Origin of the sequence: Nocardioides cavernae (assembly GCF_016907475.1) — a bacterium.
GTDB lineage: Bacteria > Actinomycetota > Actinomycetes > Propionibacteriales > Nocardioidaceae > Nocardioides > Nocardioides cavernae.
In genome coordinates this window covers 4115447-4139147 of the sequence record NZ_JAFBCA010000001.1, presented here as the reverse complement: position 1 = coordinate 4139147, position 23701 = coordinate 4115447, and the positions used below count along the sequence as shown (strand labels likewise).

Below are 23701 nucleotides of genomic sequence, written 5' to 3'. Positions count from 1 at the left end.
GGTCAGCCCTCCTGCTCGCCGGCCTCGTCGGCGGGCAGGAGCGACTCGGCGAGGCCGCGGACGGTCTCGAGGTCGGGGCCCTGCAGCACCACCGTGCTGCCCTTCAGGTCGTGGGCCAGCACGATGGCACCGTCGTGGTCCCATGCCGACCACGCGCCGGTGCCCCATGCCGAGAGGTCGACGTCGTCGGTGGCGGTGAGGCCCGGCTGGTCGGCCAGCACGTCGTCGCTGGTGCCGGGCATCTGGTCGAGGACCACGTCACCCGTCGGTGCCGTGAACTCCATCCGCCACCACTGCGGGTCGGGCTGGTAGCCGCCGCCCACCGTCGTCCACCCCTCGGGCAGCGTCGAGGGGATCATGGTGATGAGGTCGTCGCTCGTCGCGCGCAGGGCCGCCTTCTTGTACTTCGGGGCCACGGCGGGCTCGGTGCCGAAGTCGACGGGCTCCACCGGCGTGGCGCTGGGGGTCTCGCTGGGCGTCTCGGTCGACGTCTCCGAGGGCGAGCTCTCCGACGACGGGTCGACGCCGGTGTCGGGTGTGTCCTCCCCGCACGCTGCGAGGAGCAGGACGAGGGAGGCTCCGAGGGCTGGTCCGATCGCACGGGTGGCTCGCATGCACTGAAGTCTCTCACGTGGGCCCCGCCGCTCTGCGGTGTGACGACTGTCTCGGCGCGGGACCCTGCCCAGGGTGAATGATCGATAACTAGACTCCGAGCGATCCAGCCGCGAGCGCCCAGGAGCCACCACATGCCCCGCCTCTGCCAGACCGATGGCCTCTCCGAGGACCAGTCCGAGATCGTGAAGGCCGTCCGGCAGTTCGTGGACGAGCAGATCATCCCGGTGGCCCAGGAGCTCGAGCACGCCGACGAGTACCCGACGGAGATCGTCGAGGGGTTGAAGGAGCTCGGGGTGTTCGGGCTGACGATCCCCGAGGAGTTCGGCGGGCTGGGCGAGTCGCTGTTGACGTACGCGCTGGTGGTCGAGGAGATCGCGCGGGGGTGGATGAGCGTGTCGGGGGTGATCAACACCCACTTCATCGTCGCCTACATGCTGATCCAGCACGGCACCGACGAGCAGAAGGCCACGTACCTGCCGCGGATGGCGACCGGTGAGGTGCGGGGCGCGTTCAGCATGTCCGAGCCCGGGCTGGGCTCCGACGTGTCCGCGGTCTCGACCAAGGCCACCAAGAATGAGGACGGGTCGTACTCGATCACGGGGCAGAAGATGTGGCTGACCAACGGCGCCACCTCCACCCTCGTCGCGGTGCTGACGAAGACCGACGAGGGCAACGAGTCGGTGTACAAGAACATGACGACGTTCCTGGTGGAGAAGGAGGCCGGGTTCGGCCAGACCGCGCAGGGGATCACGGTGCCGGGCAAGATCGACAAGATGGGCTACAAGGGCGTCGAGACCACCGAGCTGATCCTCGAAGGACATGTGATCGCCGCCGAGCAGGTCCTCGGCGGGGAGACCGGCAAGGGGTTCTTCCAGATGATGGACGGCGTCGAGGTCGGCCGCGTGAACGTCGCCGCCCGGGCGTGCGGTCTGGCGTGGCGCGGGTTCGAGCTCGCCATCGCCTATGCCCAGCAGCGCAAGACCTTCGGGAAGGCGATCGCGGAGCACCAGGCGGTGCTGTTCCGGCTCGCGGAGATGGCCACCAAGATCGAGGTCGCGCACACGATGATGGTCAAGGCCGCGCGGTTGAAGGACACCGGTCAGCGGATGGACGTCGAGGCCGGGATGGCGAAGATGGTCGCGTCCGAGTACGCCAACGAGGTCGTCGAGGACGCGTTCCGCATCCACGGCGGCTACGGCTACTCCAAGGAGTACGAGATCGAACGCCTCATGCGCGAGGTCAAGTTCATGCTCATCGGAGAAGGCACCTCCGACATCCAGAAGATGATCATCGGCCGCAGCCTGCTCAAGGACTACCAGCTGCGCTGATCCAATCAGGGCCGGTCAGCGACCGCCGGCCGCCTCGGCCGCGGCGTCGGCGGCTGCCAGCGCCTCGCTGGCCGCCTCGACGGCGTCGGGGGAGAGGACGTGCTCGATCGCGAGCGCCGAGGCCCCCAGCACCGCCGCCTCACCGCCGGCGCGCGACGTGACGATGCGCAGGTGCTCGGTCGCCAATGGCAGCGACCGGTGGTAGACCGACTCGCGGATCCCGGCCAACAGGTGCTCTCCGGCGCCGGCGACCTGGCCGCCAATGACGACCACCGACGGGTTGATCAGGTTGACCATGGTGGCGACGACCTCGCCGATGTCGCGCCCGGCCTGGCGCACGACGCCCATCGCGACCCGGCTGCCCGACCGCACGAGCTCGACCACGTCGCCGCCGGTCTCGGCCTGCTCGCCCTGGGCACGCACGGCGGCCGCGAGGGCGGGACCGGCTGCGACGGCCTCGAGGCAACCTGAGTTGCCGCAGCGGCACGGCACGTCGTCCGCGCCGGGCACCCGGACGTGCCCGAGGTCGCCGGCCGTGCCCTGGGCGCCACGCTGCAGGATGCCGCCCGACACGATGCCGGCGCCGATGCCGGTCGCGACCTTGATGAGGACGAGGTCGTCCACGTCGCGCAGGTGCCGGCGGCGCTCGCCCAGCGCCATGATGTTGACGTCGTTGTCGACGAGCACCGGCACGGGGTACTTCTCCTGCAGGTAGGCCGGCACGTCGAAGCGGTCCCAGCCGGGCATGATCGGCGGGTTGATGGGGCGTCCGGTGGAGTGCTCCACCGGGCCGGGGAGGCCGATGCCGATGGCGGCGAGGTCCTCGACGGGGCGCTCGCTGGCCTCCAGGAGGTCGCGCACGGACTCCACGACCCAGGACAGGACCGCCTCGGGACCGTCGGCGACCGCGATCTGCGCATCGACCTCGCCGAGGATCGAGCCGTTCAGGTCGGTGAGGGCCGCGCTGGCGTGGGTCGCGCCCACGTCCACACCGACCACGAGCTTGGCGGTGGGGTTGAGGGCGAAGAGGGCCGGGGGACGACCGCCGGTGGACCGGGCCCCGCCGAAGGGAGCAACGAGGCCGAGGCGCATGAGGGTGTCGATGCGGGCGGTGATCGTCGATCGGGCCAGGCCGGTCGCCTCGGCCAGCTGGGCTCGTGTCCAGGGCCTTCCGTCACGGAGGAGATCGAAAAGCTCACCGGTTCGCACGGGCGGAGTCAAGCACATGCATGACTTTGCACGCTAGAGGTAACACTTTTGACAGGTACTCGACAGAAGCCCGTGACGCGTGCCACAGTGTCGCCCGTGCCCCCGATCACACCCGAGAACAACCCCGTCGAGAACGCCCTCGTCGCGACCGGGATGACGAAGAGCTTCTTCGGCAACACCGTGCTGGACGGTCTAGACCTGACCCTGCGTGCCGGTGAGGTCCACGGCCTCGTCGGCGAGAACGGCGCCGGCAAGTCGACGCTCATGAAGATGCTCGCCGGCGTCTACACCCCCGACAGCGGCACGATCGTCGTCGGCGGCGACGAGGTGTCGTTCAGCCACCCGGTCCAGGCGCAGCGCGCCGGCGTGTCCACCGTGTTCCAGGAGTTCAACCTGCTCCTCGAGCGGACGATCGCCGAGAACATCTGGCTCGGTCGCGAGCCACGGCGCTTCGGCCGCTTCGGCCCGGTCGACACCGGCCGCATGCGCCGCGACACCGAGGAGCTGCTCACCGGCCTGGGTGTCTCCGGCCTGAAGGCCGGGACCCTCGTCCGCAGCCTCTCGGTCGCCGAGCAGCAGATCGTCGAGATCGCCAAGGCCGTCAGCTTCGACGCCAAGGTGATCCAGATGGACGAGCCGACGGCCGCGCTCGCCGACCACGAGGTCGAGCTCCTCTACTCCATCATCCGCCGCCTCACCGACCGCGGCGTGGCGATCGTCTACGTCTCGCACCGGCTGAAGGAGATCTTCGAGCTCTGCTCGACGATCACCATCCTCAAGGACGGCCAGCACGTGGCCACCCGGCCGGCCACCGAGCTGTCCGAGGGCGAGCTCGTGCGCCTGATGGTCGGCCGACCCCTGACGACGTACTTCCCGGACAAGCCCGTCGACGTCACCGTCGGTGACGTGCGGCTGGCGCTCGCCGGTGTCGGCAACGGCTACGTCGACGGCGTGACCCTCGAGGTCAGGGCCGGCGAGATCGTCGGCATCGCCGGGCTGCAGGGCTCGGGACGCACCGAGCTCCTCGAGACCGTCTTCGGCGTCCACCCCGTGTCGCGCGGCTCGATCACCCTCGACGGTTCGCCGCTCAAGGTCAGCAGCCCCCGCCAGGGCGTGCGCGCCCGCCTCGCCTTCATCACCGAGGACCGCAAGGCCAAGGGCCTCGCCCTCAACCAGTCGATCCTCGACAACGCGCTCGGGGTGGTGCGCTCGGTCTTCCCGCGACGCACCGCTGCCGCCCGGCGCGAGATGCCGGGGGTGCTGTCCAACCTCGACGTCGCGGCCCACAGCCTGGCCCAGGAGGTCCAGTTCCTGTCCGGCGGCAACCAGCAGAAGGTGGTGCTCGCCCGCTGGCTGAGCATCGACCCGCTGGTGGTGCTCATGGACGAGCCCACCCGCGGCATCGACGTCGGTGCCAAGCACCGCGTCTACGAGCTGATGCGCGAGCTGACCCGCAAGGGCGTCGCCGTGCTGATGGTCTCCAGCGAGCTCCCCGAGGTGATCGGCATGTCCGACCGGATCCTCGTGATGCGCGACGGGACCCTCGCCGGTGAGCTCCCGGCGGGTGCGAGCGAGGAAGCCGTGCTGGCGATGGCCACCGGTGCAGCGAGCGAGGAAGCAGCATGAGCGCCACCACAGACAGGACGCCGGATCCGGCGAACACCCCCGACCCGGCCGCCAACGTGGAGAGCCGCGAGTCCGTACGCCGTCGGCGCGCCGCGCGACCGCGCGGGGCCAAGCAGCTCGACTCGACCGCACTGATCTACCTCGTGCTGGTCGGCGTGGTCGTGGTCTCGGCCGTGCTCACCGCCGCCGAGGGCCGCAACTTCTTCAGCCAGGGCAACATCTGGGCCGTCCTCACCGCGATGAGCGTGCTCGGTCTGATCTCGATCGGCCAGACCCTCGTCATCCTCGTCGGCAGCCTGGACCTCTCGGTTCCCTACGTGGTGAGCCTCGCGACGGTGATCGCGGCCGGCGGCATGAAGGGCCTCGACTCCAACCTGTACGCCGCGGTGTTCAACACGTTGATCCTGTGCGCGATCGTCGGGCTGTCGATGGGCGTGCTCGTCAGCGTGTTCGACGTGCACGGATTCATCGCCAGCCTCGGCGTGGGCCTGATCGTCAGCGGCTACCTCGCCACCAACTACCAGGGCAGCCACGGCGACGCGTCGCCGGCACTGGAGCTGTTCGGGCGCAGCGGCATCGCCGCGGTGATCCCGACCGCCTTCATCCTCCTGCTCGTGGCGGCGCTGCTGGTCACGCTGATGCTGCGCTACACACGGCTCGGCCACCACATCTACGCCATCGGCGGCAACCGCGACGTGGCCCGCATGTCGGGCGTCCGCACGTCCGTCCCGGTCATCGCCGCGCACGTCCTGTGCTCGGTGCTCGCCGGCATCGCCGGGCTGCTGCTGCTCTCCCGCACGGGTGTCGGCCTGCCGACCATCGGCTCGCAGGGACGCTACGACCTGTTGTCGATCGCAGCGGTCGTCCTCGGCGGCACCCTGCTGGCCGGCGGCAAGGGAAGCGTGGTCGGCACGATCGGCGGCGTCGCGATCTTCGCGGTCATCGACAACGTCATGGGCGTCATGCAGGTCAACCCGTTCCTCAAGGACTTCGTCCGCGGCCTCGTCATCGTGCTCGCCGTCGCCGTCTACGCCCGCCGCAGCGTCGTACGCCGTCCGCCCCGCTTCGCGGGCAACAGGCCCTCGCTGCCCACCCCCGGCTCGAACACGAAGGAGGAGACCGCATGAGCACCGCGACCTCCAGCCCCGAGGCCTCCGCGGCCGGCCGTACGCTCCCGCTCACCGAGGGCTCGGTCCTGCAGCGGCTCGTCCGCGGCGCGCTGACCCCGGGTGGAGCGGTCTTCATCCTGCTTGCGGTGCTCTTCATCGCCGTCGTCTGGGTCAACCCCTCCTTCGGCGAGCCGCCGCAGCTGATTCGCTTCATCGGCCGCACCGCGCCGATCGCGATCGCGGCGATGGGCCAGTACTACGTCATCGTCTCCGGCGAGTTCGACCTCTCGATGGGCGCCGTCATCGCGACCCAGGTCGTGATCGCCGGCAACTACATCGGTGACGACGAGGGACGCGTGCTCCCGGCCATCGCGCTGATGCTGGTCATCGGTGTGCTCGTCGGCGTGGTCAACGGGCTCGGCACCACGATCCTGCGAGTGCCGAGCTTCATCGTCACGCTCGGCACCATGCTCGCCCTCGGCGGCCTGGTGAAGTACCTGACCGGCGGCGCGGCGACCGGCAACCCGGTCGACACGTTCCGCGAGATCGGGCGCGGCGGCGTCCAGGACGTGCCCGTCCTCGACGTGCTGCCCTACTCGGTCATCATCCTCGTCGTCGTCACCGTCGGCAGCGTCTGGCTGATGCGCTCGCCGTTCGGCCGCACGCTGATCGCGACCGGTGACAACCCGGACGCCGCCGGCCTCGCCGGCGCGAAGGTCTGGTGGGTCAAGACCCGGGCGTTCATCCTGTCCTCGCTCTCGGCCACCATCGCCGGCATCCTCCTCGTCGGCTACGCAGGAGTGCACCCCTCGGTCGGCGCCGGCTACGAGTTCCAGGCCATCACGGCCGTGGTCCTCGGCGGCGTCGTGCTGGGCGGCGGACGCGGCTGGGTGCTCTCGGCCGCCGCCGGCGCCTTCGCGCTGGAGCTGCTCTTCTCGTTCCTCAACTTCCAGGAGGTCGAGTCCACCTGGAGGAACTCGGTCCAGGGCGTGATCATCATCCTCGCCGTCGCCGCCTCGGCGCGGGCGTGGTCCCTGGGTCGTCGTCCCCCCTCTCGGTCAGCTGCACCTGCACCATCACCCACCACTGCCCGCCCGGGCACTGAAACAGGAGAAAACTGATGCGCCACAAGATCCACCGCGCGCCGATGGCAGTGGCCTCGGCCCTGCTGCTCGGGGTGTTCGCCACCTCGTGCAGCACCGAGGACCCGACGGACTCCACGTCGGGCACCGACGAGAGCTCGGAGACGTCCGAGTCCCCGGAGGCCTCGGAGGAGAGCCCCGAAGGGGAGCAGGAATGGTTCGACCAGGCCGTCTACGACGAGCAGTACGAGCAGCGGTCGGCGACCTTCGAGGGAGACCCCGAGACGCCGTACCTGCAGTACATCGACGGCGAGATGACCGACACGGCCGACTTCAAGGCCAACGGTGCCCAGAAGGCGTGCTTCGCCAACGCCTCGATCTCCAACCCGTGGCGCCAGACCGGCTGGATCACCATGAACCAGCAGCTCAAGGACCTGCAGGACAAGGGTGTCATCTCCGAGATGGAGACCCGCGACGCCGGTGACGACGACAACACCCAGATCGCCGACATCGACTACTTCATCTCCGAGGGCGACTGCGACGCCTTCATCATCTCGCCCAACTCCACCGCGGCCATGACCGACGCGGTCGAGCGTGCGTGCGAGACCGGCAAGCCCGTCGTGGTGTTCGACCGCGGCGTGCAGACCGACTGCGCCACCAGCTTCATCCACCCGATCGGTGGCTTCGCGTGGGGCATCGACACCGCCGAGTTCCTCATCGACAACCTCGAGGAGGGCGACAAGGTCGTCGCGCTGCGCATCCTGCCCGGCGTCGACGTGCTCGAGCAGCGCTGGGCGGCTGCCGAGAAGCTCTTCGAGGAGAACGGGATCGAGGCGGTCGACTACTTCACCGGTGCCGACCCGACCGAGATCAAGAAGATCATCACGGACGAGCTCGGCAAGGGCGACGTCCAGGGCATCTGGATGGACGCTGGTGACGGCGCCGTCGCCGCCATCGAGTCCTTCGAGGACTTCGGTGCCGACTACCCGGTCATGACCGGTGAGGACGAGATGAGCTTCCTGCGCAAGTGGGAGGACACCGGGCTGACCGGCCTGGCGCCCGTCTACTCCAACTTCCAGTGGCGCACCCCGCTCCTCGCGCTCGAGAAGATCTTCGCTGGCGAGGAGGTCCCGAAGGAGTGGGTGCTCCCGCAGACCCCGATCACCGAGGACGAGCGCGCCGACTACCTCGAGGCCAACGACGGCATGCCCGACGGCCACTACGCCAAGTTCGGTGGCGAGGACCTCGTCGGTTACCCCGAGGTCTGGCAGGACCGCCAGATCCCCTGATCCGGCCCTGAACCGGATCTCGTCGTGATCTGATCCACCCGTCGGTGGGCCGGGCTCGCCCCGGCCCACCGACACCTGTCCCCGCACCACCCCCAGCACGCACCCCACGCACACACACCGCCCCAGGAAGGACCGCCCCATGCGAGAGATCGGCGTCAACACGTGGGTCTGGACCTCGCCGCTCACCGACGCGGGCGCGCCCGACCTGCTGCGACGGATCGCCGGCATGGGCTTCGACGCCGTCGAGCTCCCGCTGGAGAACGCCGGCGACCTCACCGTCCCCGTCGTGTCCGACGTGCTCGCCGAGACCGGCCTGACGCCGTGCGTCGTGGGAGCGATGGCTCCGGGACGCGACCTCGTCGACGCGTCGTGCGTCGCCGACACCCAGGACTACCTCCGCGCCTGCATCGACTTCGCCGCCGGCATCGGCGCGCGGTCGGTGTGCGGCCCGTTCTACGCCTCGACCGGCCGTGTCTGGCGGATGGACGCCGACCAGCGGCAGGCGGCGTACGACGTCCTCCGCACGCACCTCGCCCCTGTGGTCGACCACGCAGTCGCGCAGGGCGTCCGGCTCGGGATCGAGCCGCTCAACCGCTACGAGACCTCCCTGGTCAACACCGTCGACCAGGCCCTGACCGCGCTCGAGCCGCTGCTCGGCGAGGGACTCGGCCTGGCCCTGGACAGCTACCACCTCAACATCGAGGAGCGGTCCAGCGCGGACGCGATCCGAGCCGCCGGTCAGCACCTGGCGCACGTCCAGGTCTGCGGCAGCGACCGTGGCGCGCCCGGCGGCGACCAGACAGACTGGAAGGCCTTGGTGTCCGCGCTCGACGACGTCGGCTACGACGGCCCCCTCGTCATCGAGAGCTTCACCGCCGACAACGCCTCCATCGCCACGGCTGCCTCCATCTGGCGTCCGCTGGCACCCACCCAGGACGAGCTCGCCCGAGACGGCTTGTCCTTCCTCCGGTCCCTCGCCTGAGCGACCGTCCCCCGCAAGTCAGGAGAAGCACGTGACCAGCACACCCAGCGCATCGGGCGCCGCCGGGTCCCCGGGAGTCGCCGTCATCGGATACGCCTTCATGGGCAAGGCGCACTCCCACGCGTGGCGCAACGTCGCGGCCCTGCGCCCCGGCGCTCCCGGTGTACGCCAGCAGGTGCTGGTCGGTCGTGACGCGGACGCCGTGGCGGCCGCGGCCGGGCAGTACGGCTGGGCCGAGTCGGCCACGGACTGGCGTGAGGTCCTGGAGCGCGACGACATCGACATCGTCGACGTGTGCGTCCCCGGGCACCTGCACGCCGAGGTGGCGATCGCCGCCCTCGAGGCGGGCAAGCACGTCATCGCCGAGAAGCCGCTGGCCAACACCATGGCCGAGGCGGAGAAGATGGTCGCGACCGCGAAGGCCGCCCGCGAGCGCGGCGTGCACTCGATGGTCGGCTTCAACTACCGGCGCGTGCCGGCGCTCGCCCTGGCCCAGCGCCACATCGCCGAGGGCCGTCTCGGCGACGTGCGACAGGTGCGCGTCTCCTACCTGCAGGACTGGCTCGCCGACGACGCCGCCCCGATGACCTGGCGGCTGCGCCGCGAGCTCGCCGGCTCCGGCGCGCTGGGCGACCTGGCCTCCCACGCCGTCGACCAGGTGCGCTTCCTGCTCGGCCAGGAGGTGACCGCGGTCAACGCGATCACCCACACCTTCGTCCCGGAGCGCACCGGTGCCGACGGCACCGAGGAGGTCACCGTCGACGACGCCGCGTGGGGCACCCTGCGCACCGACGGCGGTGCCGTGGTCAGCCTCGAGGTGACCCGCATGGCGACCGCCCGCAAGAACGCCCTCGGCATCGAGGTCTACGGCAGCAACGGCGCGCTGCGTTTCGACCTCGAGTCGCTCAACCACCTCGACGTCTGCCTCGACGGCGCCGACAGCTTCAGCCGGGAGCTCGTCACCGAGCAGGACGACCCCTACATCGACGGCTGGTGGCCGCCCGGGCACGTCCTCGGCTGGGACGCCACCTTCACCAACCAGGCCTCCGACTTCCTCTCCGCGCTCGCCGCGGGCCGGGAGCCCACGCCGTCGTTCGAGGACGGGATCGCCGTCCAGCGCGTCCTGGCCGCGATCGAGGCCAGTTCCGCCCGCGGTGGGAGCTGCGTCGAGGTCGACGGGGGTCTCTGATGGGTCGCCCGTTCACCCTCTTCACCGGCCAGTGGGTCGACCTGCCGCTCGAGGAGGTGGCCCGGCTCGCCGCCGAGTGGGGCTACGACGGCCTCGAGGTGGCCGTCTCCGGTGAGCACCTCGACGCCTGGCGCTGGGACGACGACGACTACGTCGCCGAGCGGCTCGGCATCCTGGAGAAGCACGGCCTCCAGCTGCACGCCATCTCCAACCACCTCACCGGCCAGGCGATCTGCGACGACCCGATCGACTTCCGGCACCAGGCCATCGTCCGCGACCACGTGTGGGGCGACGGCGACCCGGAGGGTGTGCGCCAGCGCGCCGCCGAGGAGATGAAGCTGACCGCCCGGCTCGCGCAGAAGCTCGGCGTGAAGACCGTCGTCGGCTTCACCGGGTCCTCCATCTGGCAGTACGTCGCGATGTTCCCTCCTGTGCCCGCGGAGCGGATCGAGGCCGGCTACCAGGACTTCGCCGACCGGTGGAACCCGATCCTCGACGTCTTCGACGAGTGCGGCGTGCGCTTCGCCCACGAGGTGCACCCCTCGGAGATCGCCTACGACTACTGGACCACCCGGCGCGCGCTCGACGCGATCGACAACCGGCCGGCGTTCGGCATCAACTGGGACCCCAGCCACATGATGTGGCAGGGCATCGACCCGGTCGCGTTCATCTCCGACTTCGCCGACCGGATCTACCACGTCGACTGCAAGGACACCCGGATGCGGATGGGTGGGGGCCGCAACGGCATCCTCTCCTCGCACCTGCCGTGGGACGACCAGCGGCGCGGCTGGACCTTCGTGTCCACCGGCCACGGCGACATCCCGTGGGAGGACTGCTTCCGCGCCCTCACCGCGATCGGCTACGACGGCCCCATCTCGGTCGAGTGGGAGGACGCCGGGATGGACCGCCTGCGCGGAGCCCCCGAGGCTCTCGAGCGCCTGCGGGCGCTCGACTTCGAGCCGCCGGCGCAGTCCTTCGACGCCGCCTTCAGCAAGCAGTCGGAGTCCTAGACTCCTCGCCGCCGGTCAGGTCGTCCGGGCCCACCCCTTCATGGTGCCTGCGTGACGCATCGCACCCGCCCAGCTCCGCCGGGAGCCCGGCGCCTGCGGCACGATGTGCGACATGAGTTCTGCGGCCAAGACCAACGCCGGCAACTTCTTCGAGGACTTCTCCGTCGGGCAGGTCATCGAGCACGCCACCCCACGCACGGTCACCGAGGGCGACCGGGCGCTCTACGGCGCGATCTACCCGACGCGCTTCGCGGTCCCGTCGTCGGCGGAGTTCGCGGCGTCCGTCGGGCTGTCTGCCCACCCGGTCGAGGAGCTGATCGGCTTCCACGTCGCCTTCGGCAAGACGGTGCCCGACGTCTCGATCAACGCCGTGGCCAACCTCGGCTACGCGGAGTGCCGCTTCCACGTGCCGGTCGTGCCCGGTGACACCCTCCGCACCAGCTCGGAGGTGATCGGCCTCAAGCAGAACTCCAACGGCCGCACCGGGGTGGTCTGGGTGCGGTCGACCGCCACCAACCAGCGAGGCGAGGTCGCGATCGACTGGGCCCGCTGGGTGATGGTGCACAAGCGGTCGGCGGACTCGCCGGCCCCCGAGACCGTCGTCCCGTCGCTCGCGGACGTCGTCGCGCCCGAGGACCTGGTGGTGCCCGCCGGCCTCGACTTCTCGTCGTACGACGACGTGGCCGCCGGGGAGCCGCACCGGCTCGGCGACTACGAGGTGGGGGAGCGGATCGACCACGTCGACGGCGTGACGCTGACCGACGCCGAGCACATGATGGCCACCCGGCTGTGGCAGAACACCGCCAAGGTGCACTTCAACACCGACGCGCGCCCCGACGGCCGGCGGCTCGTCTACGGCGGCCACGTCATCTCGCTCGCGCGGGCACTGTCCTTCAACGGCCTGGCCAACGCCCAGCTCGTCGCCGCGATCAACGCCGGCGCCCACGTCGCGCCGGCGTTCGCCGGCGACACCGTCCACGCCTGGTCCGAGGTGCTCGACACCGTGACCCTCGACGCGCCCGGCGTCGGGGCACTGCGGCTGCGTCTGGTCGCCACCCGGGGCCGGGACGAGTCGATGACGCTGCGCGGCGACGACGGGACGTACGCCGACGGGGTCCTGCTCGACCTCGACCTCTGGGCGCTCGTCCCGCGCTGAGCCGCGCGCCGGGCGGTGTGTGAGCCACCTTCGCGAGGCTCGCGACGTGGCTGGCTCACCGCTGTTCGGTGAGCCGTCGCAGAACACGCCCGAGGGCGGTGCCTGAGCCACCTTCGGGAGCCTCGGAAGGTGGCTGGGACTCCGCTCGGTCGGGCGCCACCGGCGACACGCGGCCGAGCAGGTCGTCGGCGATCAGGCCGACGGCCTCCTCGAGCGACGCCGGCTCGGAGTCGGAGCCGAGGCGGAGCAGGACCGTGCGGGCTGCTGCGAGCAGCTCCTCGTCGGTCGCGTCGTCGGGGGTGCGGCCGTCGCGGAGCGGCGCCGGCAGCAGGTCGTCGAGGTCGCCCACGACGTCGTAGGAGCTGGCGCGGAGGTCGGCGACGATGGCCGCCGAGCGCTCGTGCACCCAGCCGTGGTGCCGGGCGGGCAGGACGAAGGACTCACGCGCCGCCGAGCCGACGAGCGCCTCGGGGACGAACGTCCCCTTCACGTGGCGGGTCAGCTCGGGGGACCGCTCCGACCGTGGCAGCCGCTCGTTGATCCGTCGCAGGAGCTCCGCCTCGACCAGGCCGAGCGAGGCGTTGGGGCGATCGGCCTCGGTGTCGAGACCGGACACGTCGACGCCGAGGACCGAGGCGGTCCGCAGCCACAGCTCCTCGCGCGGCGCGCCGGGAGGAGGTACGACGACGAGGTGGGCGCGCTCGTCGGGGAGGCCGGAGGACCAGAGCTCGAGGATCGCGGGCACGTCCTGGTAGCGCCAGAACTTCTGGTCGTCCTCGTCGCGGCGCACCGTGGCGAGGAAGCGGCGGTAGGCCTGCCGGGCGCCCATCTTGACCCGCTGCTGCCACGCCGAGGGCAGCACCCGTCCGAGGTCGCGGGCCGTGACGACCACGTGGACCTCGTCCGCGGCGCCCGCGAGGTCGTCGAGGGCGGCTCTCGCCGCCTCGGCGGGGGAGTCGGCGAAGTGCTCGTTGGTGAGCAGCACGTCGCCCGGCCAGTGCCGCGCCTCCTCCACGAGGCGCCGCCAGGCGTCGCGCTCGCGGTCGACGAGCGTCTCGACGACTCCGCTCATGCCCTTGACGACGGCGGCTGCGGCGAAGTGGTCGCGGCGCACGCCGGGCAGCAGCAGCCCGCGGCCGCGCAGCTCGTCGCGGTGTCGCCACCAGAGGTCCTGAAGGAAGGAGGTCCCCGACTTCGCCGTGCCGACGTGGAGGAACACGCGGCGTGCCATGCGGGTGACCCTACTTGGTGGCGTCAGACTCGGACCGTGGCCTGGGATCGCACGTTCTTCTACGACACCTACCCGCGGCTGGAGGCGGCCTTCTCGGCACGCCTCGACGAGAGCCTCGCGCCGCGGGACCCGTCGGTGCTGCTGCAGGTGGTGCGCGAGCTCGACCTGCGCCCCGACAGCCGCGTGGTCGACGTCGGGTGCGGCGAGGGCGCCCACGCCGTCCGGCTCGCGACCCACTTCGGCTTCCGCGTCCTGGGCATCGACCCGGTGCAGCGCCACCTCGACCTCGCCCGAGCCGCCCGTCGCGACCTCGTGCCCGACATCTCCTCCCGGCTCGCGTTCGAGCGCGGCACGGCCACGCACCTTCCGGTGGCCGATGCCACGCTCGACCTGGTGTGGTGTCGCGACGTGATGGTCCACGTCGAGCATCCCGACGACGCCTTCGCGGAGTTCGCCCGCGTGCTGCGGCCGGGCGGCCACGTCGTGGCGTTCCAGGCCGTCGCGACCGACCTGCTCGGTGACGAGGAGGCCGACTGGCTCTTCGACGTCATGGGCGTGGTGCCCGCCTCCGCCGACCCGCGGGTCGTCGACGACGCGATCGCCCGGTCGGGGCTGCACGTGGTCGACACCATCGACGCGTCCACCGAGTGGGGCGAGTGGTCGCAGGAGCAGGACGGCAGCGGGGGCCGCGCCCTCCTGCACCTGGCGCGGTTGCTGCGCGAGCCCGAGCGCTACCGGGCCGAGTTCGGGGACGCGGCGTACGACGCGATGCTGGGCGACTGCCGCTGGCAGGTCTACCGGACGATGGGCAAGCTCGGCGCGCGGATCGACGTGCTGCGCAAGGGTTAACCGCTCGACCCGGCTTGCCGGGTTTGACAGGGTGGGGGTTCCGACCGTTCATCGATCCAGGAGGACCTCATGGCCGATCAGGACCCGAACGCCGACATCAAGGCGAAGATGCGGGAGGCCCTCGATCGCAAGAAGGGCCACGACCACCCGGACGACAGTGCGGGCTCACGGGAGAAGGCGCACGGCTCCGAGGTCAACGACAAGAACGTCGCCAAGCCGATGCACCGACGCAAGGCCGGTGGCGGCGGCGTCTGAGCCGCCGGGCTGAGCCCTAGCGCGCGCCGGCGGGCACCTCGTCCGCCGGCGCGAACGCCTTCGCCAGCCAGAACAGGGCAACCACCAGCACGAGCGGCACGGCGAAGCCGATCCTCAGCGAGCTCGAGCCCACGGCCCCCGTCATGACGGCGCCGAGCAGCGCACCGGCGTAGTTGAACTGGTTGAAGCGCGCCACCACGGCGTCGACCCGGGCCCGTCGGGTCGCCGGGTCGGCGTCCCGGCCGGCCAGCGCCGCGGCGGCGGAGAAGCTCAGCGGCGCCACGACCGCCACCCCGCAGCCGAGCAGCGTGAACCCGACCACCGCGACCGGCCACGACGGTGCCGCGACCACCACGGTGAGCGCGACGAGGGCGATCGCAGCCCCGACCCGCACCAGGCGGACCGCGCCCATCTGCTCGGTCAGGCGGTCCCCGGCGAGACGCACCACGCCGCTCGCCACGAGGTAGGGGAGCGTGGCCAGGGCGACCAGGTCCTCGGGGGCGTCGAAGACGTCGTCGAGGTAGACCGGTCCCCAGGTCGCCGCGGCGGTGTCGACGGTGTAGAAGACGACGAGCGCCAGCCCGACCATCACGATCGCCCGCCACGGCACGTCCGTCTCCGTGGTGGTGGCGGGACCGCCGTGGTCGCGACGGAGGTACGGCGCCATCGTGGCCGCGAGCGGGAGCGCGGCGACCAGCGCGACCGCCGACCACGGGACGTCCCCGGTGGCCAGGGTGACGACGGCGCCGACGATGCCCCCCATCGTCCACGCCCCGTGGCACGACGGCAGCACGACCCGGCCCCACCGGTGCTCGAGGGCCACCGCCTGCATGTTGCCCGTGGCGTCGACGAGCCCGAGCCCCACGCCGTACGCCGCGAGGCCGACGACGAAGACCGGTCGGGTGGGGGCGAGGACGGTCACCGCGACCGACACCGCGACGACCAGCAGACCGGCGCGGAGGACCACAGCACTGTCCAGGCGCGGGGCCAGCCGCTCGGCGACCAGCGACCCCGCCCCGGCGAGGAGCACCATCATCAGCAGGACGCCCGAGAGCGCGAGCTCACCGAGGTCCCAGCGATCCTGGAACCGGGGCAGCCGCGTGGTCAGGCTGATGAACACCAGGCCCTGCACGGCGAACGCCGCGGCGATCGCCCGTCGCGCCCGGCGGAGGTCGGCGGTCGTCATGCCGAGCATCGTGGCAGCCCCGCCCGGCGCCCGTGGCAGACTCGCGGACATGACCTCCGGTGGCGCGAACTCCGATGGCCCCGAGCTCTGGGTGGTCCGGCACGGTGAGACGGAGTGGAGCCGCGACGGTCGGCACACCTCGGTGACCGACCTGCCGCTCACCGAGAACGGTGAGGAGGGCGCGACGGCGCTGGCGTCCCGGCTGGCCGGGGTCGAGTTCGACCTCGTCCTGACGAGCCCGCGGCAACGCGCGCGTCGTACGGCCGAGCTGGCCGGCTTCCCCGACGCCGCGGTCGACGACGACCTCGTCGAGTGGGCCTACGGCGACTACGAGGGCGTGACCACCGCGGAGATCCGCGAGGACGTGCCCGGCTGGACGATCTGGACGCACCCCACGCCGGGCGGTGAGACGGCCGACGAGGTCTCCGCCCGCCTGGACCGCGTCGTGGCGCGCGCGCGGGAGCACGACCGCACCCTCGTCTTCGCCCACGGCCACTCGCTGCGCGTGCTGACCGCGCGCTGGGTCGAGCAGCCGGCCGACGAGGGCCGGTTCTTCAAGCTCGACACGTCGACGGTGTCGGTGCTGGGCTTCGAGCGCGAGCACCCGGCGCTGCTGAAGTGGAACAGCTGACGTGCGGATCGACCTCCACACGCACTCCTCGGCAAGCGACGGCACCGACACCCCCGGAGACCTGGTGCGCGAGGCCGCAGCCGCCGGTCTCGACGTCGTCGCACTGACCGACCACGACGCCATGTCCGGCTGGGCGGAGGCGGGCGAGGTGGCCGACGAGGTCGGCATCACGCTCGTGCCGGGCCTCGAGATCAGCACGCGCTTCGGCCACCGGGGCGTGCACCTCCTGGGCTACCTGCCCGACCCGACGGACCCGGCGCTGGTGCTCGAGCTGGACCGGATCCTCGAGGGGCGCACCACGCGGACGCCGGCCATCGTCGCGGCCCTCCGCGCGCACGGCGTCGACATCACCGAGGACGACGTACGCCGTGAGTCCGGGGGTTCGGTCGCGGCGGGACGCCCGCACGTGGCCGACGCGCTCGCCCGGCTCGGCGTGGTCCGGGACCGCACCGAGGCGTTCGCGACGCTGCTGAGCCCGGGGCAGCCCGGCTACGTCAACCGCTACGCGTCCGCGCTCGAGGAGATGATCCCGATCATCACCGGCGCCGGCGGCGTACCCGTGATCGCGCACCCGTGGGGGAGGCGCGGCGGCACCGTGCTCGACGAGTCCGCGCTCGCCATGCTGAAGGACCTCGGCCTCGCCGGGATCGAGGTCGACCACCAGGACCACTCCCCGGAGCTGCGCGAGCGGCTGCGCGGCATCGCCGCCGACCTCGACCTCGTCGCCACCGGGAGCAGCGACCACCACGGCCTCGGCAAGGTCGACCACGACCTGGGCGTCAACACGACCGACCCCGAGCAGTACGAGCGGCTGCTCTCGCTGGCCGGCAACCCGCTCGGCGGCTGACCTGCCTGGGCAGTTCTTCGCAGGACCGAGGCGATCGCGGAGGTTCCGAGTCACCGGGTGACTCAGAACCTCCACGATCGTCCTGCCGCCGCGTCGCGGTGTCAGCCCGGGAGCGGTCAGACCGGGGTCGAGCTGCGCACCATCCGCCGCTCGAGCCCGACGTCCTCGGGCTTGGTCGCGCCGTCGAACGCGAAGCCGTGGCGCTCGTAGAAGCCGATCGCCCGGACGTTGCCGTCGAGGACCCAGAGGTAGGTGGGGGAGTCGCCGATCGCCGCCTCGAGGAGGGCGTGCCCCACCCCGGTGCCGTACGACGACGCCCGCACGTAGAGCCCCATCAGCTCGAGCGATGGGAGGCCCTCGTCGGGGTCGCGGCCACCGCCGGTGCTGGAGAAGCCGAGCAGCCGGCCGTCGGGCGACCGGGCGAGCAGGTTGTCGCTCGACCCGGCCGCGATGATGCCGCTCCAGCTCGCGACCCGCTCGTCGCGGCGCGAGCGCCGCTCGGTGAACACCGACGCGGGCATGAGGTCGGCATACGCCTCCTCCCAGACGTCGAGGTGGAGGTCGGCCAGCTGCTCCGCGTCGCCGACGAGAGCGGGTGCGATGCGCACCGTCACCGGCGGCCCATGCTCTGGGTGAGCCGGAGGACGCGGTTCGGGATGGCGGTCGTCAGCACCCGGATCGTCTTGTACTGCGCGCCGGGGATCGAGTAGGCGCGGCCCTTCTCGAAGTCCTCGAGCGACTTGCGGACCAGGAAGTCGGCCTCGAGCCACATGAAGCCCTCGCCGCGCTTGACCTCCATCCGCTGGTGGAACTCGGTCTTGGTGAAGCCCGGGCACAGGGCCATCACCTTCACGCCGCGCGACTTGTACTCCAGGTGCGCCCACTCGCTGAAGCTGTTGACCCACGCCTTCGACGCGGAGTAGGTGCCGCGGGGGAGGAAGGCCGCGACGCTGGAGACGTTGATGATGCCGCCGTGGCCACGCTCGGCCATCGCCCCGAGAGCGGCGTGGCTCAGCCGCAGCACCGCGGTGACGAGGACCTCCAGCATCGCGGTCTCGTCGTCGGCGGTGTTGTCGAGGAAGCGCTTCTTCAGCCCGAAGCCGGCGTTGTTGACCAGCAGGTCCACCGGTCGGTCGTGGTCGGCGAGCCGGGCCTCGACCGTGGCGAGCTGCTCCCGGTCGGTGAGGTCGGCGACCAGCACCTCGACCCGGACCTGGTGGGCGCGCCGCAGCTCCTCGGCCACCTCCTCGAGACGGGCGGAGTCGCGCGCCACGAGGACGAGGTCGTCGCCGCGGGCGGCGAGCTGGACGGCGTACTCGTGGCCGATGCCGGCGGTCGCGCCGGTGATCAGTGAAACACTCATGGACGTACTCGCTTCGCTCCGTGCGCCCATGAGGCACGTGCGGGATGGTGCTGGATGATTCGCTCGCTTCGCTTGCTCATACGGCCAGCATTTCAGGACCGCCCCACCGTCCGCGAACCCGTCCGGCACAATTGCGCGCAATGAGCACCAAGAGCCGGGGAGCGGCCCCCGTCACGCTGGCCGTCGCCAACCAGAAGGGCGGCGTCGCCAAGACCACGTCCGTCGCCTCGATCGGCGCCGCGCTGGCCGAGCTCGGGCACCGTGTGCTGCTGGTCGACCTCGACCCGCAGGCCTGCCTGACGTTCTCCCTCGGCATCGACCCCGAGGACCTCGAAACGTCGGTCCACCACGTCCTGACCCAGGGTGTCGACCCGATCGAGGTCATCATCGAGACCGAGGAGGGCGTCGACGTCCTTCCGGCCACCATCGAGCTCGCCCGCGCCGAGGCCGACCTCCTCACCCGCACCGGGCGCGAGCACGTCATCAAGGGCGCGCTCGAGCAGCTGGCCGAGGACCTCGAGGACTCGGAGGTGGGGGCGTACGACTGGGTGCTGCTCGACTGCCCGCCCTCCCTCGGCGTGCTGACGGTCGCCGCGCTGACCGCGGCGGACGGCGTGCTCATCCCCCTGCAGTGCGAGACGCTGTCGCACCGCGGGGTGGGGCAGCTGCTCGACACCGTCCACGACGTACGCCGCTTCACCAACCGCGGCCTCGAGGTGTGGGGCGTGCTGCCGACGCTCTACGACGGCCGCACCAACCACGCCCGCACGGTGCTGGAGACGATCAGCGAGACCTACGACCTCGAGGTCGTCGAGCCGCCGATCCCCAAGACGATCAAGTTCGCCGAGGCCCCGGCCGCCGGCCGGTCCATCCTCGCCACGAGTCGCAGCAGCAAGGGCGCCAACGCCTACCGCGAGGTCGCCCAGAACCTCGTCGAGCGGGCCTCCCGCCCCAAGAAGAAGGTGGCGAAGAAGCCCGCTCGCGCGAAGCAGTGACCCGAGGGGCCGGAGGTCAGGCCTTGGGGGCCTCGACCGACTCGCCACCGCGGGTGCGACGGCGGTTGCGGTTGCGGCGGCGGGGTGCGTCGCCGGACTTCTCCGAGGACGGGGCGTCCGAGCCGCTGCGGCCCGAGCCCGAACCGGAGCCGGAACGACGCTCGCGCGGCGCGCGCTCCTTCTTCTCGACCGGGGCGGGGTCAACGATGCGGCCCTTGGTGCCGGCCGGGATGCCCTGGTCGTGGAAGAGGTGCTCGGAGGTCGAGTAGGTCTCCTGCGGCTGGTCGAACGGCAGGTCGAGCGTCTTGTTGATCATCTTCCAGCGGTGCAGGTCGGCCCAGTCGACGAAGGTGATCGCGGTGCCGGTCGCGCCGGCGCGACCGGTGCGACCGATGCGGTGCACGTAGGTCTTGTCGTCCTCGGGGCAGGTGTAGTTGATGACGTGCGAGACGCCGCGGACGTCGATGCCGCGGGCCGCGACGTCGGTCGCGACCAGGACGCGGATCTTGTCCTCGCGGAACTTGGCGAGCGCCTTCTCGCGCGCGACCTGGGCCATGTCCCCGTGGAGCGGGGAGGCCAGGAACCCGCGCTCGGCGAGGTCGTCCGCAACGCGCTGCGCCTGACGCTTGGTGCGGGTGAAGACGATGATCTTCTCGGCGTCATCGGCCTGCAGCACGCGGCCGATGATCTCCGGCTTGTCGAGGTCGTGGGCCTGGTAGATGAACTGCGCGGTGGCCGGGACCATCGTGGTGTCGTACGACGACTCGGCGCGGATGTTCATCGGGTGCCGCATGTGGATGCGGGCCAGCGAGACGATGGCGGCGGGCATGGTCGCCGAGAACAGCATCGTCTGCCGGGTCTCGGGCGTCTTCGAGATCAGCGTGATGACGTCGGGCAGGAAGCCCAGGTCGAGCATCTCGTCGGCCTCGTCGAGCACCAGCGCGTGCACGTGCGAGAGGTCGAGCGAGCGACGGTTGGCCAGGTCGATGAGCCGGCCCGGGGTGCCGACGACGATGTCGACACCGGACTCGAGCGCCTCGAGCTGGGCGTCGTAGCCGACGCCGCCGTAGACGGTGAGGACGCGGAGGCCGAGGTCCTTGCTGGCCAGGTGCAGGTCGTTGGAGACCTGCAGGGCCAGCTCGCGGGTCGGCGCGACGATCAGGGCCTGCGGCTTGCCCTGCGGCATGTCGGCGTAGGCCGGGTCCTTGGGGGCGACGCTGCGCTGCAGGACCGGGATGCCGAAGGCGAGGGTCTTGCCGGTGCCCGTGCGGGCCTGGCCGATGAGGTCGGTGCCCATCAGGGCGACCGAGAGGGTCATCTCCTGGATGGCGAAGGGGGTGGTGATGCCGGCGCGGTCGAGCGCGTCGCAGATGTCGGGCAGCACGCCCAGTTCACGGAAGGTGGTCACGAGATGGTGTCTCTCTGCTGAGTCGGATGTCCCACGTATGCGGTCAGCCCACTCGAGAGGCCCTTGATGGGCGAGTGCCGACCGCGCACATACAGGCGGCCACCGGCAGATACGTCGGCGGCTCGGTCACCATGATGCTATCGCTAGGCTGCGAACATGACGGAATCGCCCGATGAGGACTACCGACGCGCCGCAGTCGACCTCCTCGGAGCCATCGCCTACGGCGAGCTGTCGGCCTTCGAGCGCCTCGTCGAGGACGGCAAGATGGCGCCCGGGATCGGCGACAAGATCGCCATCGGAGCCATGGCCACCGCCGAGTTCGGGCACCTGCAGAAGCTCGTCGAGCGGCTCGAGCAGCTCGGTGCCGACCCGGCCGAGGCGATGCAGGCCTTCCGGCCGAGCTTCGACAGCTTCCACGCGCACACCGCGCCCTCCGACTACTACGAGGGACTGATCAAGGCCTACGTCGGCGACGGGCTCGCCGCCGACTTCTACCGCGAGATCGCGGCCTACCTCGACGCGGAGACCCGCGAGGTCATCATCAGCTCGTTGCAGGACACGGGACAGACGGCGTTCATCGTCGAGCGGGTCCGCGCCGGCATCGCCGAGGACCACCGGCTCGGCGGCCGGCTGGCCCTGTGGGGGCGACGACTGATGGGCGAGGCCCTCACCCAGGCGCAGCGCGTCGCCGGCGACCGTGACTCCCTCACCGCGCTGCTGGCCGGGGGGGTGGACCGCCCGGGTCTCGACCTGGCCGCGCTGGGCCGGATGTTCACCCGGCTGACCGAGCTGCACACCGACCGGATGGCCCAGCTCGGCCTGGAGGCCTGAGCCCACCGCAGACGCGACGAGGCCCCGCATCCGACGGATGCGGGGCCTCGTGCGGTGGTGCGTGCGGGTCAGACGCGCGTGCGGGACCCGGTGTTGCGGCCGGTGACCGTCGAGGCGATCACGACCAGGACGGCCGCGGTCAGGATGGCGACGATCCAGCGGACCCAGTCGATGCCGCGGGAGCCGTCGCCACCGAACAGGGAGTAGATCCAGTAACCGAGCAGCACACCGCCGATGCCGCACAGGATCGTGAGCCAGATCGGGATGTTGTCCTTGTCGCCCGGGGCGACGAGCTTGCCGAGCAGTCCGATGATCGCGCCGATGATGATGAGGACGATGAGATCTACGACCATGGTGGGCCACCTTTCTTTGTCACGAGCTCGTGACGGGAGTGCCGACAGTGTGTGCCGGCTTCCTCATCATGTTCCCCGAAGGGGTCCGGATCAATCACCACGCCGCCCGGAAGGATGGGGTGTCTCACCCCCTCCGGTGAGGCGTCAGCGGAAGCCGACGGTGCTCGCGCTCGGTGACCCGAGCTCGATGTAGGCGATCTTGTCGGCCGGCACGACGACCGAGCGGCCCTTGGTGTCGGCCAGCCGCAGCACGCCGTTGGCGGAAAGCGCCTCCGTCAGCCGCGCCTCGATGTCCTCGGGCGTGCTGTCGGTGTCGAGCACCAGCTCGCGCTGCGCGTGCTGCACGCCGATCTTGACCTCCACGATGTTGCTCCTCAGCTCAGGGGTGTTGGGTGACGTCTCGATGATGCCGGGTCGGTGGTCGGGTCAGTGGTCGTCGGTCATCGGGTAGCCCCGGATGCCGCGCCAGGCCAGCCCGGCGATCAGGGCAGCCGCGTCGTCCTGGGTGATCTGGCCACCGCCCGCGAGCCAGAACCGCGCGGACACCTGCGCCATTCCCACCAGCGACACCGCGAGGAGCTCCGAGGCCTCGTCGGGCAGGCCCGTGTCGGTGCGGATCACGTCGGCGATCATCGACGCGCACTCGGTCGTGACCCGGTCCACGCGCTCGCGCACGTCGGGCTCGCTCGTCAGGTCGGACTCGAAGACCAGCCGGAACGCGCCCTCCTCGGACGCGACGTAGCTGTAGAACACCTTCATCGTCGCCGCGACGCGGTCCCTGTTGTCGTTGGTGGAGGCCAGCGCCTCACGGCAGTTGTCGATGATCAGGTCGCACGAGGTGTCGAGCAGCGCGAGGTAGAGGTCGAGCTTGCCGGGGAAGTGCTGGTAGAGCACCGGCTTGGACACCCCGGCCCGGTCGGCGATGTCGTCCATCGCGGCAGCGTGGTAGCCCTGCGCCACGAAGACCTCGAGCGCGGACTCGAGCAGCTGCACGCGACGCTCGCGCCGCGGCATCCGGCCGCCGCGCGGTCGGGGGTTGACGCCGTCGGACGTGGTGTCGGTGCTGCCTGCGGTCACGTCGTACTCCTGCTTGCCGGGGGTGTCGCCGAGTGGTGATGGGCCGTACAGCAGGAAGGTACTGCCGGGTAGGCCATGGC

The 23701-nt window shown here is 71.1% G+C and carries 24 protein-coding genes and 1 pseudogene; 15 read left to right on the top strand and 10 right to left on the bottom strand.

The features are described 5' to 3' along the window. Window positions 1–2: 2 nt before the first annotated feature. The gene (locus tag JOD65_RS19545; RefSeq protein WP_191194946.1) at window positions 3–614 is read right to left on the bottom strand and encodes a hypothetical protein; all 612 of its coding nucleotides are present in this window, start codon (window positions 612–614) and stop codon (window positions 3–5) included. A gap of 132 nt (window positions 615–746) precedes the next feature. Between JOD65_RS19545 and JOD65_RS19540 the strand changes: the two genes are divergently transcribed. Further along, window positions 747–1943: an acyl-CoA dehydrogenase family protein gene (locus JOD65_RS19540; RefSeq protein ID WP_191194947.1), complete on the top strand. Its 1197-nt coding sequence runs from the start codon at window positions 747–749 to the stop codon at window positions 1941–1943. Window positions 1944–1958: 15 nt separating this feature from the next. Here the strand turns inward: JOD65_RS19540 and JOD65_RS19535 are convergent, their stop codons facing one another. After that, the gene (locus JOD65_RS19535) at window positions 1959–3152 is read right to left on the bottom strand and encodes an ROK family transcriptional regulator (protein ID WP_307821279.1); all 1194 of its coding nucleotides are present in this window, start codon (window positions 3150–3152) and stop codon (window positions 1959–1961) included. A gap of 96 nt (window positions 3153–3248) precedes the next feature. Between JOD65_RS19535 and JOD65_RS19530 the strand changes: the two genes are divergently transcribed. From JOD65_RS19530 to JOD65_RS19495, 8 genes are all read left to right on the top strand, one after another. Continuing rightward, the gene (locus JOD65_RS19530) at window positions 3249–4778 is read left to right on the top strand and encodes a sugar ABC transporter ATP-binding protein (RefSeq protein ID WP_204811301.1); all 1530 of its coding nucleotides are present in this window, start codon (window positions 3249–3251) and stop codon (window positions 4776–4778) included. Then, window positions 4775–5905, top strand: coding sequence for an ABC transporter permease (locus JOD65_RS19525; RefSeq protein WP_191194949.1), 1131 nt, complete (start codon window positions 4775–4777; stop codon window positions 5903–5905). The genes JOD65_RS19530 and JOD65_RS19525 overlap by 4 nt, the downstream gene beginning before the upstream one ends. Continuing rightward, complete coding sequence (locus JOD65_RS19520) at window positions 5902–7008, top strand: ABC transporter permease (RefSeq protein WP_191194950.1); 1107 nt, start codon at window positions 5902–5904, stop codon at window positions 7006–7008. Before JOD65_RS19525 ends, JOD65_RS19520 begins: the two co-directional genes overlap by 4 nt. Further along, the gene (locus JOD65_RS19515; RefSeq protein WP_191194951.1) at window positions 7008–8258 is read left to right on the top strand and encodes a substrate-binding domain-containing protein; all 1251 of its coding nucleotides are present in this window, start codon (window positions 7008–7010) and stop codon (window positions 8256–8258) included. The genes JOD65_RS19520 and JOD65_RS19515 overlap by 1 nt, the downstream gene beginning before the upstream one ends. A gap of 139 nt (window positions 8259–8397) precedes the next feature. Continuing rightward, window positions 8398–9240, top strand: a complete 843-nt coding sequence (locus JOD65_RS19510; RefSeq protein ID WP_191194952.1) for a sugar phosphate isomerase/epimerase family protein — start codon at window positions 8398–8400, stop codon at window positions 9238–9240. A 31-nt stretch (window positions 9241–9271) separates the two neighbouring features. Then, complete coding sequence (locus tag JOD65_RS19505) at window positions 9272–10429, top strand: Gfo/Idh/MocA family protein (protein ID WP_191194953.1); 1158 nt, start codon at window positions 9272–9274, stop codon at window positions 10427–10429. Beyond that, on the top strand, window positions 10429–11439 hold the full coding sequence (locus JOD65_RS19500) for a sugar phosphate isomerase/epimerase family protein (protein ID WP_191194954.1): 1011 nt from the start codon (window positions 10429–10431) through the stop codon (window positions 11437–11439). Before JOD65_RS19505 ends, JOD65_RS19500 begins: the two co-directional genes overlap by 1 nt. Before the next feature lie 112 nt (window positions 11440–11551). Then, window positions 11552–12595: a MaoC family dehydratase gene (locus tag JOD65_RS19495; RefSeq protein WP_191194955.1), complete on the top strand. Its 1044-nt coding sequence runs from the start codon at window positions 11552–11554 to the stop codon at window positions 12593–12595. 55 nt (window positions 12596–12650) lie between these two features. On the opposite strand, the gene JOD65_RS19490 is transcribed toward JOD65_RS19495, so the two are convergent. After that, entirely contained in the window at window positions 12651–13826 is a 1176-nt protein-coding gene (locus tag JOD65_RS19490) for a hypothetical protein (RefSeq protein WP_191194956.1), read from the bottom strand. A gap of 36 nt (window positions 13827–13862) precedes the next feature. Here JOD65_RS19490 and JOD65_RS19485 point away from each other — a divergent pair, with 36 nt between their 5' ends. Beyond that, a complete protein-coding gene (locus JOD65_RS19485; RefSeq protein WP_191194957.1) occupies window positions 13863–14675 on the top strand; it encodes a class I SAM-dependent methyltransferase in 813 nt (270 codons plus the stop codon). Between the two features lie 69 nt (window positions 14676–14744). Continuing rightward, window positions 14745–14930, top strand: coding sequence for a DUF5302 domain-containing protein (locus JOD65_RS19480; RefSeq protein WP_191194958.1), 186 nt, complete (start codon window positions 14745–14747; stop codon window positions 14928–14930). Window positions 14931–14946: 16 nt separating this feature from the next. Here JOD65_RS19480 and JOD65_RS19475 read toward each other — a convergent pair whose 3' ends face one another. Then, window positions 14947–16116: an MFS transporter gene (locus JOD65_RS19475; RefSeq protein ID WP_191194959.1), complete on the bottom strand. Its 1170-nt coding sequence runs from the start codon at window positions 16114–16116 to the stop codon at window positions 14947–14949. A gap of 49 nt (window positions 16117–16165) precedes the next feature. On the opposite strand from JOD65_RS19475, the gene JOD65_RS19470 reads away from it, so the two are divergent. Further along, the gene (locus tag JOD65_RS19470; RefSeq protein WP_191194960.1) at window positions 16166–16747 is read left to right on the top strand and encodes a histidine phosphatase family protein; all 582 of its coding nucleotides are present in this window, start codon (window positions 16166–16168) and stop codon (window positions 16745–16747) included. A 1-nt stretch (window position 16748) separates the two neighbouring features. Further along, entirely contained in the window at window positions 16749–17594 is an 846-nt protein-coding gene (locus JOD65_RS19465; RefSeq protein ID WP_191194961.1) for a PHP domain-containing protein, read from the top strand. Between the two features lie 116 nt (window positions 17595–17710). Here the strand turns inward: JOD65_RS19465 and JOD65_RS19460 are convergent, their stop codons facing one another. Both JOD65_RS19460 and JOD65_RS19455 read right to left on the bottom strand, forming a co-directional pair. Beyond that, on the bottom strand, window positions 17711–18208 hold the full coding sequence (locus tag JOD65_RS19460; RefSeq protein WP_191194962.1) for a GNAT family N-acetyltransferase: 498 nt from the start codon (window positions 18206–18208) through the stop codon (window positions 17711–17713). After that, entirely contained in the window at window positions 18205–18957 is a 753-nt protein-coding gene (locus JOD65_RS19455; protein ID WP_191194963.1) for an SDR family NAD(P)-dependent oxidoreductase, read from the bottom strand. The genes JOD65_RS19460 and JOD65_RS19455 overlap by 4 nt, the downstream gene beginning before the upstream one ends. 140 nt (window positions 18958–19097) lie before the next feature. On the opposite strand from JOD65_RS19455, the gene JOD65_RS19450 reads away from it, so the two are divergent. Then, window positions 19098–19952 (top strand): ParA family protein, encoded by an 855-nt coding sequence (locus JOD65_RS19450; protein ID WP_191194964.1) that lies wholly within the window; start codon window positions 19098–19100, stop codon window positions 19950–19952. Window positions 19953–19998: 46 nt separating this feature from the next. Here JOD65_RS19450 and JOD65_RS19445 read toward each other — a convergent pair. Then, window positions 19999–21270 (bottom strand): annotated as a pseudogene (locus JOD65_RS19445) (DEAD/DEAH box helicase); the annotation flags it as partial. 246 nt (window positions 21271–21516) lie between these two features. On the opposite strand from JOD65_RS19445, the gene JOD65_RS19440 reads away from it, so the two are divergent. Further along, a complete protein-coding gene (locus JOD65_RS19440; protein WP_191194965.1) occupies window positions 21517–22191 on the top strand; it encodes a ferritin-like fold-containing protein in 675 nt (224 codons plus the stop codon). 68 nt (window positions 22192–22259) lie between these two features. Here JOD65_RS19440 and JOD65_RS19435 read toward each other — a convergent pair whose 3' ends face one another. The 3 genes from JOD65_RS19435 to JOD65_RS19425 form a co-directional block, all read right to left on the bottom strand. Next, entirely contained in the window at window positions 22260–22544 is a 285-nt protein-coding gene (locus JOD65_RS19435) for a GlsB/YeaQ/YmgE family stress response membrane protein (protein WP_191194966.1), read from the bottom strand. Between the two features lie 144 nt (window positions 22545–22688). Beyond that, window positions 22689–22907 carry a DUF3107 domain-containing protein gene (locus JOD65_RS19430; protein ID WP_191194967.1) on the bottom strand — a complete coding sequence of 73 codons (219 nt, stop codon included), beginning with the start codon at window positions 22905–22907 and terminating at the stop codon, window positions 22689–22691. 63 nt (window positions 22908–22970) lie between these two features. Then, a complete protein-coding gene (locus tag JOD65_RS19425; RefSeq protein WP_191195496.1) occupies window positions 22971–23558 on the bottom strand; it encodes a TetR/AcrR family transcriptional regulator in 588 nt (195 codons plus the stop codon). Between the last annotated feature and the right edge of the window lie 143 nt (window positions 23559–23701).

Excerpts from the sequence above, each read along its gene's own strand:
- JOD65_RS19495 (WP_191194955.1), top strand. The coding sequence starts at position 11,552 with ATGAGTTCTGCGGCCAAGACCAACGCCGGCAACTTCTTCGAGGACTTC.
- JOD65_RS19545 (WP_191194946.1), bottom strand. The coding sequence starts at position 614 with ATGCGAGCCACCCGTGCGATCGGACCAGCCCTCGGAGCCTCCCTCGTC.
- JOD65_RS19490 (WP_191194956.1), bottom strand. The coding sequence starts at position 13,826 with ATGGCACGCCGCGTGTTCCTCCACGTCGGCACGGCGAAGTCGGGGACC.
- JOD65_RS19520 (WP_191194950.1), top strand. The coding sequence starts at position 5,902 with ATGAGCACCGCGACCTCCAGCCCCGAGGCCTCCGCGGCCGGCCGTACG.
- JOD65_RS19500 (WP_191194954.1), top strand. The coding sequence starts at position 10,429 with ATGGGTCGCCCGTTCACCCTCTTCACCGGCCAGTGGGTCGACCTGCCG.
- JOD65_RS19440 (WP_191194965.1), top strand. The coding sequence starts at position 21,517 with ATGACGGAATCGCCCGATGAGGACTACCGACGCGCCGCAGTCGACCTC.
- JOD65_RS19480 (WP_191194958.1), top strand. The coding sequence starts at position 14,745 with ATGGCCGATCAGGACCCGAACGCCGACATCAAGGCGAAGATGCGGGAG.
- JOD65_RS19510 (WP_191194952.1), top strand. The coding sequence starts at position 8,398 with ATGCGAGAGATCGGCGTCAACACGTGGGTCTGGACCTCGCCGCTCACC.
- JOD65_RS19425 (WP_191195496.1), bottom strand. The coding sequence starts at position 23,558 with ATGCCGCGGCGCGAGCGTCGCGTGCAGCTGCTCGAGTCCGCGCTCGAG.
- JOD65_RS19470 (WP_191194960.1), top strand. The coding sequence starts at position 16,166 with ATGACCTCCGGTGGCGCGAACTCCGATGGCCCCGAGCTCTGGGTGGTC.
- JOD65_RS19450 (WP_191194964.1), top strand. The coding sequence starts at position 19,098 with ATGAGCACCAAGAGCCGGGGAGCGGCCCCCGTCACGCTGGCCGTCGCC.
- JOD65_RS19435 (WP_191194966.1), bottom strand. The coding sequence starts at position 22,544 with ATGGTCGTAGATCTCATCGTCCTCATCATCATCGGCGCGATCATCGGA.
- JOD65_RS19475 (WP_191194959.1), bottom strand. The coding sequence starts at position 16,116 with ATGACGACCGCCGACCTCCGCCGGGCGCGACGGGCGATCGCCGCGGCG.
- JOD65_RS19540 (WP_191194947.1), top strand. The coding sequence starts at position 747 with ATGCCCCGCCTCTGCCAGACCGATGGCCTCTCCGAGGACCAGTCCGAG.
- JOD65_RS19525 (WP_191194949.1), top strand. The coding sequence starts at position 4,775 with ATGAGCGCCACCACAGACAGGACGCCGGATCCGGCGAACACCCCCGAC.
- JOD65_RS19455 (WP_191194963.1), bottom strand. The coding sequence starts at position 18,957 with ATGAGTGTTTCACTGATCACCGGCGCGACCGCCGGCATCGGCCACGAG.
- JOD65_RS19515 (WP_191194951.1), top strand. The coding sequence starts at position 7,008 with ATGCGCCACAAGATCCACCGCGCGCCGATGGCAGTGGCCTCGGCCCTG.